This window comes from Clostridium sp. 1001283B150225_161107_B6 (assembly GCF_015556325.1).
In the GTDB taxonomy this organism is placed as follows: Bacteria; Bacillota; Clostridia; order Lachnospirales; family Lachnospiraceae; genus Enterocloster.
Genome location: NZ_JADNMD010000001.1, coordinates 176,101 through 190,284 on the forward strand (window position 1 = coordinate 176,101; position 14,184 = coordinate 190,284).

Below are 14,184 nucleotides of genomic sequence, written 5' to 3' on the forward strand. Positions count from 1 at the left end.
AGAGATAGTGTCCGGTCAGGCGGTAAAATGCCCGGATACGCCGTTGCTTTTACCGGCGGTTCGCTCCAGGTACAGGAACATTCCCAGGCAGAGTATAATCTGTACGAGGCTGGAGGCAGGGGTTCCCAGACCAATCTGAAACAGGGTTGCCCCCGCCATACGGCTGACTGCGTAAACAATGGGAATCCGCACCAGAAATGCGCCGATGATTCCCTGTATCATGACAAAAATTGTCTTTTCACAGCCATTGTAATAGCCGGTAAAACAGAACAGGAAAGGTGTCAGCAGACAATCCACTGCATATGCCTTCAGATAGCTGTGGGAAGCAGCTATTACATCCAGGTCCTTTGAAAACAGAGAGGACAGCAGGTCTCCGTGGAACAGGGTGATATACGACATGGCCAGCCCCACCGCAAATGCGGTTGCCACGCCATATCCCAATGCCTTCTTGGCCCTGACAGGATTCCGCGCTCCCATGTTCTGGGCAACAAAGGCTGACATGGACTGCATGTAGGCGGAGGGAACAAGCATGATGAAGATACAGACCTTTTCTGCCACGCCCACGCCGGCAGAGAAGGTTACGCCAAAGGAATTGACAACGGTCTGTATCAGCAGGAAGGATACGCCCACTAAAAGCTCCTGCAATGCAACCGGAACTCCCAGTTTTAGCTCAGCTCCGATTATTTGTCCGTTGAACCGTATACAGTTCCCCGTAAATTCAAAGGGAAGCTCCTTTTTCAGTATGATTGCAAATGAGATTAACACGCTGATGGCCTGGGCTGCAACCGTGGCCAGGGCAGCGCCTGCTGTTCCCATGCCCAGTACGGCAACCAACAGGAAATCCCCGCCTATATTGATGACGCAGGCAATCATTACAGTCACCAAGGGCGTCCTGGAATCACCGATTCCGCGGAATACGGCCCCCAGCACATTATACGCAACAATGAACAGGGAACCAGCGCCGCAAATCCTGATATAGGTGACGGTCTGTGAAAATGCCTCTTTGGGTGTGTGAAGAAGGCCGGCCAGCACCTCAGCTGCGCCTGTCATTATCACGGTCAGAATGACAGCAAATACGGAAAACAGGCAGATGCCGCTGCCGATTGCATGGCCTGCTTCCCTGGGCCTGCGCCTTCCAATCCGTTCCCCTACCAGGATGGTAATGCCCATGGATAAACCTGTTATGACCATAGTGATTGTCTGTAAAAGCATACTGCCCGTTGCCACACCTGATACATCGGCCGTGTCGGCAAACTGTCCGACTACCAGCAGGTCCACCCCGCCGTATAAAGCCTGTAAAAACAGCGTAAAAAGTACCGGAACAGCAAAACGGACAAGGGAAACCAGTATATTCCCTTCTGTCAAAGAATGTTTTTTTTCCATCATGTTTTTCCTCCTCTTTCATTCATATAAATCAGCTGTGCCCGGTGTCCATGCATGGTCTGCTGCAAAACAAAAAGAGCCGGATAAGGAGCAGATATTTCAATCTGCAGCCTTATCCGGCTCATCATTTCATCCGAATGATTTGCCCTCCGAGCAAGCATTATTTATTATAGCAGATAATGATTTCATGTCAAGGTTTTTTATTTGCTGCAACAATCGCTGTAACAATAAGGACGGTCATGGTTGCTGCAATAGTTCATGTCATGATTGAATTCCGCGAATGGCCTGAATCACCTCTTCCAGGGAAAGCCATTTATCCCATTCATACCCTGGCATGGCAGAGGCAGTGTCATAGACAGCCTGGAAAGCCTGATTGTATTCATCCCGGGACATCAGAATCCCCTCCCATTCATATTGATAGATGGGATTTCCTTCATCATCAAGCTGTACATTGGAATTATCTTCCGCCCCATAATATCCGGATGCAATCGGAACCAGGCGGCCGGATTCCATGCTGTACACAATATCGTAGTAGCTGTCCATATTTCCCTCTGAATTGCACAGAAGATTTCCGCGTTCAATATAAGAAAAATAAAGTCTGGACAGCTGTGTTTCATTGACAGTCCCGTCAGCGAAACTTACAATATTGCAGCCCGTTGCCTCGTCTATCCCGATTTCCACCAATTCCGGGATGGCATCGTCATTGATGTAAATCAGATTGTATCCGTGCCACTGACCGCTGTCCTGGGATTGGAGAAGGCTGATATAGGCCTGTTTCCAGCCGGAAACAGAATCCTGTGCCCCGCTCTTGCCTGCACCCAGGAATCCCAGGACAGACCTCACGGTCTTTTCAGCAAGGGCTGAATTGGCATTCTCTGATAACTCTTTCTCCAATGTAAAGCTGCCGTCATTCTTTCCGCTGTAGATTCTCACCTCGGAACCACCGGTGCCTGTCTCTGGCCCGGATGCTGGTGAGTAACTGCATATGATGATAATATCATTGCAGCCGTCGTTGTTATAGTCGGGAAAAGAAACTGCCTCCACCTTATGAAACGTCTCATTGCTCCGTAAGTTGCCCTCGCACACGCCGTCCAGGATATACGCCGGTTTTCCGGTCTTTTTTATTTCAAACAGGACATCTGTCAGGGGATTCTCAGCCGGATCCGGTTCATAGGATGCAAATGTGACGCTGCCCAATGGTTCCAGGGTCACATCAAAGGTCTGGTCCTTAATCAGGATATATCCTGCCTTTCCATTGGCTGCATCAGACGGCTCCACTGCGTTGTCCTCCTGCTGTGCGGCTGTCTGCGTGTCAGGCTGGGAGTTATTTTTTGTGTCAATCCTGATTTCCGGTTCCTCCCCGGTATTTTGGGTTTCAGTCTGCTCCGGGGGTTGTGACCGGGATGGGGCCTTTTGTTCGCAGGCCGTTAATGCACCGCACAGCGCTATGCATAGTAAAAGTGTTGTCAGTTTGTCAGGAATATGTCTCATATTTTTCACCTTCTGTTTTATATGTAGTTTTAAATGATTTATAATAAATCCTTCCTTAATTCTGTGAATTGCAGGAAGGGACGGGATGTGATACAATACCACACGGGGCATTTGACGGACCGTTTCGCAGCCTGTAAATAAAAATGTGTAAATAAAAAAGTATGTATTGGAGGCTTATATTTTATGAAAAAGTGGGAAACCATCAGAGAATTTATCATGATTACCTTTGCCACCGTCATTGTGGCGGCAGCCGTCTTTTTCTTTCTGATGCCGAGCCACGTATCAGTGGGAAGCATCTCCGGTCTGGCAATTGTTTTGGGAAACTTTGTTCCCCTCAAAATTTCAGCAATTACCTTTATCCTGAACATGCTTCTCCTGGTTTTGGGTTTTCTGCTCATTGGAAGGGAATTCGGTGCAAAGACGGTTTATACCTCGTTCCTTCTGCCTGTGGTCCTGGCTGCTTTTGAACTTATGTTTCCGGGAAATGCTTCCATTACCAATGATGCATTTCTGGATATGATTTGCTATATCTTTGTGGTTAGCATTGGACTGGCCATGCTGTTTAACAGGAATGCGTCATCCGGCGGACTGGATATTGTGGCAAAGCTGCTGAATAAATACCTGCATATGGAACTGGGCAAGGCTATGTCCATGTCCGGTATGTGTGTGGCGCTCTCCGCTGCCCTGGTTTATGACAAGAAAATCGTGGTGCTCAGCGTCCTTGGCACCTATCTGAACGGAATCGTCCTGGACCATTTTATCTTTGGCTTTAACATTAAAAAACGGGTATGCATCATTTCCCAGCGCGAGGAAGAAATCAGGGAGTTTATTCTGCATCACCTCCACAGCGGCGCCACGATTTACGAAGCAATAGGCGCTTACGACGGACAGCCAAAGAGGGAAATTATCACCATTGTGGATAAAAACGAATATGCAACCCTGATGAATTATGTCCTGAAAACAGATAAAAATGCTTTTGTCACCGTGTATACGGTAAATGAAATCATATACAGGCCCAAGCGTTAAAAGGAGCCGGCCAGATGACAGATATCAGCGAGAGCAGGCATTTGGCTGGTATTAATTCCAAATATACCTGCATTCAGGGTTCGTGCATTCGTATTTTGGCGGGGATAACCTGCTGAAGCTCAGATGTGGTTCCCTGAACAGGAATGCGGCCAGCGGATTTCCGCGTATGACCAGTTCACTGTCTGTTAAATTATGTATTTCCCTGCAGCCGCACTTTGGACAGCCGGGATACTGTCCGTTCCTGTCCCTTTCATAGACAGGGGCAAATGAATGAATCTCAAACACATCCCCCATATCCTCGTAAAAGGTATTTTCTGATAAAGGTGTTCAGTAGAATGTTTGACAAGGACATTCTGATTATCTCACGTTGAATTAAAAAAATCCAGCCCAATTTATTCCATTTTTTTGATTATTATCTTCTTGGTCTAAAAAAGGTCATATTTCCGGCCATGATGTTCAAAAAAATTATTTATAAACTATTTTTGAACAAAACAGTTGACAAATAATGGTATATATGGTACCATCCAGGTGTTTAAAGCGTTCAACAAATATGATAATTATAAAATTTTGAACAATATAGCAAATGTACGGTTATACATATTCGGGTGAAATAGCAAAACCATAACTATTTAACCGCAGCTATATAAACCAGCCATAAAATCACCACAAATAACGGAGGAATGGTCTATGTCCGATTCACGCTTGTATAAACAATGGAAATCCAGATTTACATTCATGGCATTCGTAATCCCTGCCCTCTTTTTCCTTATACTGTTCTGGCTGCTTCCCATTGCAGCGTCCATTGGAATCAGTTTTACGGACTGGGATTACATGAGCCCGGGGTTTCATGTGACCGGACTGGCCAACTATCAGGGACTGTTTCAAGATAAAGCTTTTTGGGAGGCCCTTGCCCATACTCTTGTGTTCGCCGCTAAGACTGTGATTCCAGTTCTGGCTCTGGGCCTTATGCTGGCTCTTCTGGTGTGGTCTGCCGGCCGGCATACCATTTATTCCCTTATTATCTTCTCCCCCTGGATTACGCCGGCTGTGGCTGTGTCCATTGTGTGGACCTGGATATTTGAACCGGATGCCGGGTTGGCCAACCAGCTGCTGCATATGCTGGGGCTGCCTGGTTCCGCCTGGCTGCACAGCTCCGCTACAGCCTTGTCCAGCGTGGCTCTTGTCACAGTATGGAAGAATCTGGGATATGTGATGCTGCTCTTTTCAGGCGCATTATCCAGGATGCCCTCAGAGCTGTCTGAAGCTGCTTCTGTTGACGGGGCGGGAAGTTTGCAGCGCTTTTTATACATTACTCTTCCGCTGCTGCGCGCGGCTGTATTGACAACAGGAATTATCATGACTGCGGATTCCCTGCGGGCCTATGACCAGATTCAAATTCTGACCCAGGGAGGACCGGCAGGCAGTACCAGGACCCTGCTCTACCTGTATTATCAGCTGGGGTTTGAGCAGTTTAATATGGGAAAGGCGGCTGCAGCCGTGGTCATCCTTATGGCTATAGGTCTGGGCCTGTCCCTGCTCCAGCTCCATATGAAGAAAAAGGAGGTATACTCATGATTATGGTTCCGCGTACCCTTCCAATGGTTCGTTCAGTCGTTGCCCATGTGCTGTTGGCATCAGTCTGCTGCTTTACCGTATTCCCCTTTTTGTGGATGGCTGTAAGTTCCCTTAAAACAAAGGCAGAGGTCATGGCGGCAGATACCTTCCTCCCCTCATCGCCCCAGTATGGGAATTACCTTGAAATTCTATTCCGTTCCCCCATTCCGCGTTACCTTGCCAACAGCCTGTTGGTGGCAGTCAGTGCAGTGGTTATCCAGGTCCTGTGCTGCTCCCTGTTTGCCTATGCAGTGACATTCATGAAAATCAAGGGGCGGAATATCCTGTTCCGGCTGGTTCTGTTCACTTATATGGTGCCAACCGCTGTGACCTATATCCCTTGTTATATCATCCTTTCCAGGTTAGGGCTATTAGACAGTTACCAGGGCCTTATCCTTTCCAATGGCGTCAGCGTGCTGGGAATCTTTTTGCTCCGGCAGGCATTTGAGAGCGTTCCTATGGATACCATAGAGGCAGCCGGGATGGACGGAGCCGGTCATATTAAGATTCTCACAGGGATTATACTTCCCATGACGCGGCCCTCCTTTGTCACATTTATCCTGCTGTCCTTCATCAGTACATACAACAGCTATATGTGGCCGTCCCTGATAACGGATACTCCAAAGCTGAGTCTGGTATCCCAGGGGCTTAGGCGGTTCCTCTATGAGGGAGGCGCCTATGGAACCCAGTGGTCCCTGGTGATGGCCGCAGGAACGGTGACTGTAGTGCCTTTGCTGGTTTTATTTGCCGCTGCCTGGCCTCTGATTGTCAGGGGTATTACTGATTTGGGCTGCAAAGGTTAATCTGCGCGGCCGGGCATAAACCGTCAGTGGTAACCAGTTCATTATAAAGCATCCATACAGGAGGAATAAGATATGAATCAAAACAGGAATCAAAAGACGAACCGAATTGTGAATCAGATGAACCGCTGCCGGACAATCATCCATCAAAAGACATTGGCAGCAGCACTGCTGGCATCCGTTTTTTTCCTTCTTTCAGGCTGCGGGACCAATGCCCCGGCGGATACAGTCACAGACAGCGGCAGGGTCCGGGTTACATTCTGGTATTCAGGCGGAAAGACCGCAGCCAGGGTCATGGAGGAAATCATTGACAGCTTCAATCAGTCTCAGTCCAAATACACGGTGACCGGAATCCAGCAGGCTGATTACGATGAGACATACACCAAGCTGCAGGCTGGAATTGCGGGAAAGAATGCGGCGGATATCGCTCTTCTGGATTCGGATAAGGCGCGAAACCTTATGAAGAAGGAATTATTAGTCCGCCTGGACCGTTATACAGACCAGGATGATTCGTTTGATAAGGACAGCCTGATTCCCGTATTTCATAACCAGTGTCTTTGGGACGACGGGGCTTTGTATGCGATGCCTGCTTACGGCACCACACAGGTCATGTACTATAACAGGAGACTGTTTGAAACAGCAGGCATCCGGCCTGATTCCATTCAGACATGGGAGGACCTGGCTGAGGCGGCTGAAACCATACAACAGAGTACGGGAGGAAGCGCCTGTGGATGGGAACCTATGTGGGGGGAGGACAATCTGATTGACATGGCCCTCAGCAACGGAGGAACCATGCTCAGCGATGACAGCCGCACCGTGCTCATTAACTCGCCTCAGTGGATTGAAACCTGGGAAACAGTGCGGAAATGGATACATGAAGATGATATAATGGCTGTCCACTATGGCGGCCAGGGCTGGGAATACTGGTATGATACCATGGATGATGTGCTGCAGGACAAGGCAGGCGGGTACACCGGCTCCTCCGGCGACCAGGCTGATTTGGATTTCACTAAGGTGGGCGCCATGGAACAGCCTAGATTCGGAGATAATCCGGCTGCTCCTGTAGCCAGGGTGTTGCAGCTGGTGATGGTGGATACGGGAAAGGATAAGACAAAGGATGGGGCCTATATGTTCATGAAGTATTTTGCAGATGCGCCCCAACAGGCCAGGTGGTCCATGGCAACGGGATATATACCGGTCCGCCGGACCACCCTGGACATTCCGGAATACCAATCCTATACAGAGGAAAATCCCCAGGCCCTTGTTCCCCTGGCCCAGGCCATGCACGCGTCTCCTGACCCCATAGACCCAACTGGAGGTAAGATTTTCGACGCCCTGTCCATTGCGGCGGACAAGGTGGAGATTGAAAATGTGCCGGCGGCAGATGCCCTTAATGAAGCCGCCGAAACCGCGCAGGCTGCCTTGGATGAAACATATAAAAATGCAGAGGCTGTCCTGGCGGCAATGACAGGACATTCTACCTTCTGTGATGTTCAAAACGCCTTCCGGAATCCTCACTGTCATTTCTCCTGCCACGGCCGAATCCATTGCGCAGGGGACCTTCTCCATGATGGCGGAAGGGTTCCCTGTGTCCGTGGCTTAAGATATATTCATGCATCTCCTTCATTTTCTCAAAGGTATATTCTGAGGCATGGTCCGGATCCAGCTGCCGTATGATTTCATCCTCAAGACGTTCCAGGAACTGCTTAAATTGCTGCTGTTCCTCCTCGGTGAAACAGCAAAACAGCTGTTCCGCGTCCCGGCTGTCCATTCCATCTGACTGTTCCACTGCTTTTTTGCCCTCTTCTGTCAGGATGATGTTCATGCTGCGCCTGTCCTGCTCAGAGGGAACCCGCTTTACATATCCCTTGCTCTCCAGCTTACGCAGCAGCTCACTCATAGACTGGGTGCTGATTCCCAGAAGATAGGACAATTCCTTGTGACTGATTTCCGGCTTCAGCTTCAGGATGGCCAGTATTCTGCCCTGACCCTTATAAGGGCTTCCCAGGGGGCCGTTTTCCTTATAAGCCTCTGTCTGGTAACGGTGAAGCAGCATTCCGATATGGAAAAAATGTTCTGACAGCTGTTTGCCATGGTCCATATATGGTTCCTCCTGTTTTCTGATTTCTTAATCTGTGTATGGTTTTCTGCCTTGGTTTTATTCTGCCTGAGGTTCTTCCCGTCCTGCTATAAGGTTTGTGATATGAAGAATGGATTCAGGGCTTAAGTAATGTTCAACTCTGCAGGCATCCAGTTCTGCAACCTCTTCCGGTACGCCGATGCTGCACAGGAATTGCCGAAAGGTCTCATAGGAATGGCTGATTTTAGCCGCGATGCTGTATCCAGCTTCGGTCAGGTCTACCTCATGGTTGCTGTGGACCAGAATAAGCCCGTCAGCCGCCAGTTTGCCGAATGCAATGGAAACACTGGGCTTTTTTACGGAAAGAGAGGCAGCAACATCCGTGGCCCTTACATGTCCGTTTTTTTGCTTTAAGAACAGGATGGCTTTCAGATAGTTTTCTTTCGAGACAGTGATATTCATAATCGTAACCCTCTTCTGCTTATTTGTCCATATCTTTCATAATAATCTGTTCCATGCTCAGGGAAAAGGCGGGACTCAGTCCAATTTTCCGCAGTTCTTTTTCCAGCCGGTCCATGGACTGATTTACCTTATCCAGAGGACATTCCTGGTTAATGGTGATTTGCAGGGAAACAATCCTGCTCTCAGGGCCGTAATCATGAAAGTCCATTTTTTTCAGAGTCAGGAAGTCCTTTTCTTTATCAAAGCGTTTCTGGATTTCCAGAAGCTGCTGCTGGGATATGCCTTCTCCAAGGAGCAGCATGTAGTGATTCAGAAATGCCTTCACCCCATCCTTCAGAATCAAAAGACTGATTATGATTCCCACTGCCCCGTCTGCAGAAATCCCGGACACTGTGTACAGAAATGCCGAGCCAACGGTCATCAGGGTCATCTTGATATCCGCCCATTCATTCTGTTCACAGGCTTCCAGAGCCATGGATTCCAGCTGCCGGTTTACGTGCTTTGTGTATGCGGATATCCCGTATTTTGCCAGGATGGACAGCGCGGATACCCCATAAACCAAGGTGGGAAACGAACGGGCCGGTGGCTGAAGCATCCGCTGGATGGCTTCACGGAGCATGGCGGCGCCGGTCAGTATAATTGTTATAGCTATGATGAGTCCAAGCACATACTCTGTCCTGCCGTGTCCGTACGGATGGAGACTGTCCTCTTTTCTTCCGGCCAGGCGGAATCCCAGTACTACCATCAGGGATTGAATGGAATCCATTAGATTGTCAAAGCTTTCAGCCAGCACAGCTACATTTCCGCATAGAGTGCCGGTCAGGTATTTGCATATAAAAAGCAGAACATTTCCAAGGGTGGAAAAAAGACCGGTCTTCATCCCCAGGTTTTCCCTGGAAATGTTCTGTGTCAATGCCTGTTCCATAAAAATCAACTCCTCTCAACTGCAAATCAGTGAAATCAATTGTGTGCAACAAAATACATAAGGTACCTGATATAAATATAGCAGGTACCTTATGTATTTGTCAACACTAATATTTTCCTGGCTTATTTACAATAATACCATATCTCCGTTCGTTCATTTATTGTGTTTTTGTCTGCGGGATTTGCGGTCCGAAAACATAAATAGTATCAGGGTGATGAATAAAAGACAGCCTGTTATTACTACGGCCACGGATTGTATGAAGGAAGAGAATCCGTAGTATTGTTCCATCTCCTCTCCTTCTATCCATCCGCTGTATAAATCAAGGGCATTTCCAAGGTATATGTCCTCCGGCACATCCCGGTCTGTTATGCGGTATGCCTTTTTTTCTTTTTCATTCAGAAAGCGGGCTGCCCCCTCGTCCCAGTAATAGCCCACGGGAAGCACCACCCTGCCTCTGGCAGGTATGCGGGTAATTGCATTGTCCACCAGGGCCCAGGTTCTGGAACCATCCTTAAATGTAATCAGGTAATACTGGGCATAGTCCACATAGGGCCGCATCCAGAAGGTGGTCCACCAGCTCCGCGTAATGGCGGGCGCAGTGATTCCATAGGTACGGCTGCGGCTGCCGTAATAACCGCGCTGGGTGGAAGGCCGTGACCTGTGATTGATTTGTTTATATATGCCGGTAGCTTTAAACATGGATGCATCTGCTTCCCATGCTCCGATGTAGTTTTTCTGCAAATCCGCTGCTGACATCATGTATCCGGTTGGCTCCGTACAGGGGTAACCTGCCCGCTGCAATAAGCCGGAAGTACTCTCCTCGTCTCCTGTCAGCACTTCTTTTGCAGATACAGGTTTGGCAGACTGGTAAAGGATGCCTTCAAAATTCAGCCGCGGAGCAATGGTGAGCCAGAAAAAGAACATAACAGCCTCTGCCAGAAGCACCCATAAAAGCCTGCATTCCTTTTTCTTTTTCATTTGCCCCATTCCTCCTGTCAGACCTTTTTAGGCATATCCGGAGACAGAAGGCTTATCCCTTTCCCTGCCGGATGGTATTTATCATTCACATTATACCATATAATGAAAAGACCGGACATAAAAACCGAACCCAGCAGTGCCAAAGATGCGATACGCTGATGCCATATCACAATCACTGGCGCTGCAGGGTCCGGTTTCATTCATGCCGGGGTATCCCTTTTATAAATATGCATTTCAGAATTATCCTTCTATGGATATATATTTTTTCTCTTCTGCCAGGGGTTTTGTTTCCTTTTTCGGAATGGAAAGCCTCAGGATACCATGCCTGAATTCGCCCTTAATGTCCTCGTCGGTCACATCCTCGCCCACATAGAAGCTTCTCTCGCAGGCACCGGCATAGCGCTCCCGGCGTATATATCTGCCGCTGCCTTTATCCTGTTCATCTTTGTCCAATCCCTTGGAAGCGCAGATAGTCAGGTAGCCGTCTTTCAGGGATGCCTTGATTTCATCCTTCTTAAAGCCCGGCAAATCCATTTCCAGCTCATATGCTGTATCCGTTTCACGGATGTCGGTTTTCATCAGGTTTTTGCTTCTGCGGCCATATAATTTCTTTTCCAGTTTTTTCATATCCTTATCATCGAAAAATGGGTTCCTGAAAAATTCATCAAACATATCTTCACCAAACATACTGGGCATTAACATACATCATTCCTCCTTTGCTTTCTGTGCGGCTACCGGAAATGATTCCGGGAGCCATGTATGTTCAGGTCATCAGCCATATATCTGCTAACCTTCAATTGCAATATACTTTTTCTCTTCCACGGCCGGTTTTGCTTCTTTCTTAGGAATCACCATCTTCAGGGTGCCGTCTTCGAATTTAGCCTTGATATCCTCCTGGGTCACTGCATCACCAACATAGAAGCTTCTGCTGCAGGAGCCGGAATAGCGCTCCCTGCGGATGTAGGTTCCGCCGGAATCCTTTTCATCCCTGGCGGAATCTGTGGTGGCCTGGATGGTCAGATATCCGTCCTTAAGTTCTGCCTTTACATCTTCCTTTCTGACGCCGGGCATGTTCATGGTTATCTCATAGCCGCTTTCCGTATCCTTGATATCTGTATTCATCATATCGAATGTCTTGCGGCTGCCGAATGAGTAATCAAAAAAGTCATCCAATAAATTTTCTCCAAAAATACTAGGCATCAACATATGTCATCTCTCCTTTATTTTATAATCTATGTGGTTGTTATATAGTGTACGGGAACTGGGTGGGGAGAAAGTCAGGAAGCATATGTCATTGCATCCCTTCTTTTCTTTCCTCTCCCTTTGTTCTATATGTAATATAACACGCATTGTTAGCAATGTCAAGAGATGAGTGCTAATTTCACATTTTTTTCATAATTTGCGTAAATTTTTCTTACGAAAAAGCTGTTTCACCCCATCCTCACGGAATCTTTATATATACCTCATGATTTGGATATGGAATCTTTAGGCTGCCTGGTGCTACGATAAAGCCAGCAAAAGAACTGAAACACATGTGAAGGAGGTGTATTATATATGAATAAGGAATTCAGGCGTGATATGGCTGGTATGGGAATCATGTTTTTAATCATGCTGGGAGCAGTTGCGCTCCGCGCATATATCTGGCTGTAGTCTTATCTGTAATGAACGGATGCCATAGGGATTCATTGTTTTTTTCCTGTTTTTTCCTTAAGTCAGACCGAAAACATGAAATATTACAGGAAATCCAAAAATCTTACCATGGAAAAATCCATGCAGGACTCCTATACTTATAACAACACCATAAGACAAATCTGGCATGGAACAGAGCCAGTGATATGCAAAGGAGTGTAAGATTATGACAAGTATGTTAGTTAAGTTTGAACAGCCGGAACAGGTGGTGGATTTTGTAAATACACTGAGCCATTATGACTGTGATGCAGATATTAAGTATGGCAGCCGTATGGTAGATGCCAAGTCCGTTCTGGGGGTTCTCTATCTGGCGGTATCCCGTACCGTGGAACTGATACTCCACATTGATGAGGATGGCTCCGGGGACATAAAAAACAGACTTGCGAAATTTGCCGTATAAACAGAACCGAAATCAGAAAATCAGCCGGCTGTGCCAAAGCCGGCTGATTTTCTGATTATGGGCCCGGAACTATCTGCTCCAGTACAGTATCTCGCCGCCATACTCCATGGCCAGATACTGTGTGTTATCTTCCGATATGAGGTGAAGAGTCAGGCTGTTCTGACTGTCACCATGGTCTTCATAGGGTGTGATGGCGGCCGTTATGGTCCCGCCTGATTCTGCGGACACGTCTGCTTCCGAACACTGCCCCTCTCCGCCGACGCCTATGCCTATCAACTTAACATCCCTTTCATATATCTTAATTTTTACGAAGGGTAGTTTGGAATGACAATCCCTGGCATACCCCTGAACCAAACAAAAACGCAAATAGTTGACATAAAAATTTTATGTCAACTATAAAGGGGTTATGTCAACTCAACGGACATTTCCGGTCAGCCCATACGCTTCTGCTCCACAGCAGCATCTATTCAATGGGCGCCTGGTAAAATCCGCCATAAAAGTTTTCCGTTTTAATCATATTTACAATCACATGGGAATCCTGCTCCCGCATGAGATGTACGATGTCGTTTACCTCATAGGAGGACACCACGGTGTGGAGCAGGTACATTTTTTTATGGCTGTAACCGCCCACTGCATCCACGCAGGATATGCCATGCCTGTACTGTTTTACATACTGGTCTATGATTTCCTGCGCCTTGGTGGTGGTAATCTGCAATGTCACCCGCTCGTACCTGTGATGGAAGGCAGAGATGGCCTTGGTGGATACGAACTGGAACAGAATGGAATAGCCCGCATACAGCCATCCGAACATGTATCCGAAGATACAGAGTATCACACAGTTGCCTGCAAACACATATTCCCAGATAGACCGTCCTGTCTTATTGGATACATAGAGTGCAATAAAGTCCGTACCGCCTGTGGAGGCATTTCCTCTTAAAGCAATGGCAATGGACAGCCCGTACAGGAAACCGCCGAAGACCACATCCAGGAGCACATCGTTAAACAGCGGTTCAAAGCTGCATATTTTAAGAAAAAAGCTGGCCAGGAATACCTGAAGCATGGAATAAAAGGTAAAACGCATGCTGATGCTTTTGCTGCAGAGGATGGCCACCGGTATATTGAGGACCAGCATACCAAGGGAGGTGGAAATCGTATGTCCGTAGAGGGATGCAATCCTGTCTATCAGGATGGCCACCCCGGTAAATCCGCTGGACAAAAGGTTAGCCGGCCGTATAAAAGCCTGAATCACATAGGTCTGCAGCAGGGCGGACGCTGTCACGGCCAGGATGGTTATGAGCCTTCTCACCAGCATGTTCTTTTTGTATTTTGCTATCAT

The 14,184-nt window shown here is 47.7% G+C and carries 14 protein-coding genes and 1 pseudogene; 5 read left to right on the forward strand and 10 right to left on the reverse strand.

What is annotated here, in order from left to right:
* Window positions 1-15 precede the first annotated feature (15 nt).
* Entirely contained in the window at window positions 16-1,383 is a 1,368-nt protein-coding gene (locus I2H39_RS00845) for an MATE family efflux transporter (RefSeq protein WP_195625961.1), read from the reverse strand.
* 261 nt (window positions 1,384-1,644) lie between these two features.
* A complete protein-coding gene (locus I2H39_RS00850) occupies window positions 1,645-2,874 on the reverse strand; it encodes a hypothetical protein (protein WP_195625590.1) in 1,230 nt (409 codons plus the stop codon).
* Between the two features lie 183 nt (window positions 2,875-3,057).
* On the opposite strand from I2H39_RS00850, the gene I2H39_RS00855 reads away from it, so the two are divergent.
* The 4 genes and pseudogenes from I2H39_RS00855 to I2H39_RS00870 form a co-directional block, all read left to right on the forward strand.
* On the forward strand, window positions 3,058-3,900 hold the full coding sequence (locus tag I2H39_RS00855; protein ID WP_138307060.1) for a YitT family protein: 843 nt from the start codon (window positions 3,058-3,060) through the stop codon (window positions 3,898-3,900).
* 687 nt (window positions 3,901-4,587) lie between these two features.
* A complete protein-coding gene (locus I2H39_RS00860) occupies window positions 4,588-5,475 on the forward strand; it encodes a sugar ABC transporter permease (RefSeq protein ID WP_195625591.1) in 888 nt (295 codons plus the stop codon).
* Entirely contained in the window at window positions 5,472-6,317 is an 846-nt protein-coding gene (locus tag I2H39_RS00865; protein WP_195625592.1) for a carbohydrate ABC transporter permease, read from the forward strand. Before I2H39_RS00860 ends, I2H39_RS00865 begins: the two co-directional genes overlap by 4 nt.
* 291 nt (window positions 6,318-6,608) lie before the next feature.
* Window positions 6,609-7,544 (forward strand): annotated as a pseudogene (locus tag I2H39_RS00870) (extracellular solute-binding protein); the annotation flags it as partial.
* Window positions 7,545-7,791: 247 nt separating this feature from the next.
* Here I2H39_RS00870 and I2H39_RS00875 read toward each other — a convergent pair.
* The 6 genes from I2H39_RS00875 to I2H39_RS00900 all read right to left on the reverse strand — a co-directional run bounded on the left by I2H39_RS00875 (window position 7,792) and on the right by I2H39_RS00900 (window position 11,965).
* Window positions 7,792-8,415, reverse strand: a complete 624-nt coding sequence (locus tag I2H39_RS00875; protein WP_195625593.1) for a MarR family transcriptional regulator — start codon at window positions 8,413-8,415, stop codon at window positions 7,792-7,794.
* A 57-nt stretch (window positions 8,416-8,472) separates the two neighbouring features.
* Window positions 8,473-8,856 carry a metal-dependent transcriptional regulator gene (locus I2H39_RS00880; RefSeq protein WP_195625594.1) on the reverse strand — a complete coding sequence of 128 codons (384 nt, stop codon included), beginning with the start codon at window positions 8,854-8,856 and terminating at the stop codon, window positions 8,473-8,475.
* A 19-nt stretch (window positions 8,857-8,875) separates the two neighbouring features.
* Complete coding sequence (locus tag I2H39_RS00885) at window positions 8,876-9,781, reverse strand: cation diffusion facilitator family transporter (RefSeq protein WP_195625595.1); 906 nt, start codon at window positions 9,779-9,781, stop codon at window positions 8,876-8,878.
* 153 nt (window positions 9,782-9,934) lie between these two features.
* The gene (locus I2H39_RS00890; RefSeq protein WP_195625596.1) at window positions 9,935-10,759 is read right to left on the reverse strand and encodes a hypothetical protein; all 825 of its coding nucleotides are present in this window, start codon (window positions 10,757-10,759) and stop codon (window positions 9,935-9,937) included.
* A 240-nt stretch (window positions 10,760-10,999) separates the two neighbouring features.
* Window positions 11,000-11,461 carry an Hsp20/alpha crystallin family protein gene (locus tag I2H39_RS00895; protein WP_138307047.1) on the reverse strand — a complete coding sequence of 154 codons (462 nt, stop codon included), beginning with the start codon at window positions 11,459-11,461 and terminating at the stop codon, window positions 11,000-11,002.
* An 84-nt stretch (window positions 11,462-11,545) separates the two neighbouring features.
* Window positions 11,546-11,965: an Hsp20/alpha crystallin family protein gene (locus I2H39_RS00900; protein ID WP_138307045.1), complete on the reverse strand. Its 420-nt coding sequence runs from the start codon at window positions 11,963-11,965 to the stop codon at window positions 11,546-11,548.
* Between the two features lie 649 nt (window positions 11,966-12,614).
* Here I2H39_RS00900 and I2H39_RS00905 point away from each other — a divergent pair.
* Complete coding sequence (locus I2H39_RS00905; protein ID WP_002567698.1) at window positions 12,615-12,848, forward strand: HPr family phosphocarrier protein; 234 nt, start codon at window positions 12,615-12,617, stop codon at window positions 12,846-12,848.
* 69 nt (window positions 12,849-12,917) lie between these two features.
* On the opposite strand, the gene I2H39_RS00910 is transcribed toward I2H39_RS00905, so the two are convergent.
* Together I2H39_RS00910 and I2H39_RS00915 are read right to left on the reverse strand one after the other, a co-directional pair.
* Window positions 12,918-13,124 (reverse strand): hypothetical protein, encoded by a 207-nt coding sequence (locus I2H39_RS00910; RefSeq protein ID WP_227146897.1) that lies wholly within the window; start codon window positions 13,122-13,124, stop codon window positions 12,918-12,920.
* A gap of 187 nt (window positions 13,125-13,311) precedes the next feature.
* Window positions 13,312-14,184, reverse strand: coding sequence for a YitT family protein (locus I2H39_RS00915; protein WP_195625597.1), 873 nt, complete (start codon window positions 14,182-14,184; stop codon window positions 13,312-13,314).

What these genes read in the sequence shown, in the direction of transcription:
- I2H39_RS00885 (WP_195625595.1), bottom strand. Translation starts at nt 9,781, where the DNA reads ATGGAACAGGCATTGACACAGAACATTTCCAGGGAAAACCTGGGGATG.
- I2H39_RS00895 (WP_138307047.1), bottom strand. Translation starts at nt 11,461, where the DNA reads ATGTTAATGCCCAGTATGTTTGGTGAAGATATGTTTGATGAATTTTTC.
- I2H39_RS00845 (WP_195625961.1), bottom strand. Translation starts at nt 1,383, where the DNA reads ATGGAAAAAAAACATTCTTTGACAGAAGGGAATATACTGGTTTCCCTT.
- I2H39_RS00855 (WP_138307060.1), top strand. Translation starts at nt 3,058, where the DNA reads ATGAAAAAGTGGGAAACCATCAGAGAATTTATCATGATTACCTTTGCC.
- I2H39_RS00900 (WP_138307045.1), bottom strand. Translation starts at nt 11,965, where the DNA reads ATGTTGATGCCTAGTATTTTTGGAGAAAATTTATTGGATGACTTTTTT.
- I2H39_RS00850 (WP_195625590.1), bottom strand. Translation starts at nt 2,874, where the DNA reads ATGAGACATATTCCTGACAAACTGACAACACTTTTACTATGCATAGCG.
- I2H39_RS00865 (WP_195625592.1), top strand. Translation starts at nt 5,472, where the DNA reads ATGATTATGGTTCCGCGTACCCTTCCAATGGTTCGTTCAGTCGTTGCC.
- I2H39_RS00860 (WP_195625591.1), top strand. Translation starts at nt 4,588, where the DNA reads ATGTCCGATTCACGCTTGTATAAACAATGGAAATCCAGATTTACATTC.
- I2H39_RS00905 (WP_002567698.1), top strand. Translation starts at nt 12,615, where the DNA reads ATGACAAGTATGTTAGTTAAGTTTGAACAGCCGGAACAGGTGGTGGAT.
- I2H39_RS00890 (WP_195625596.1), bottom strand. Translation starts at nt 10,759, where the DNA reads ATGAAAAAGAAAAAGGAATGCAGGCTTTTATGGGTGCTTCTGGCAGAG.
- I2H39_RS00915 (WP_195625597.1), bottom strand. Translation starts at nt 14,184, where the DNA reads ATGATAGCAAAATACAAAAAGAACATGCTGGTGAGAAGGCTCATAACC.
- I2H39_RS00875 (WP_195625593.1), bottom strand. Translation starts at nt 8,415, where the DNA reads ATGGACCATGGCAAACAGCTGTCAGAACATTTTTTCCATATCGGAATG.
- I2H39_RS00880 (WP_195625594.1), bottom strand. Translation starts at nt 8,856, where the DNA reads ATGAATATCACTGTCTCGAAAGAAAACTATCTGAAAGCCATCCTGTTC.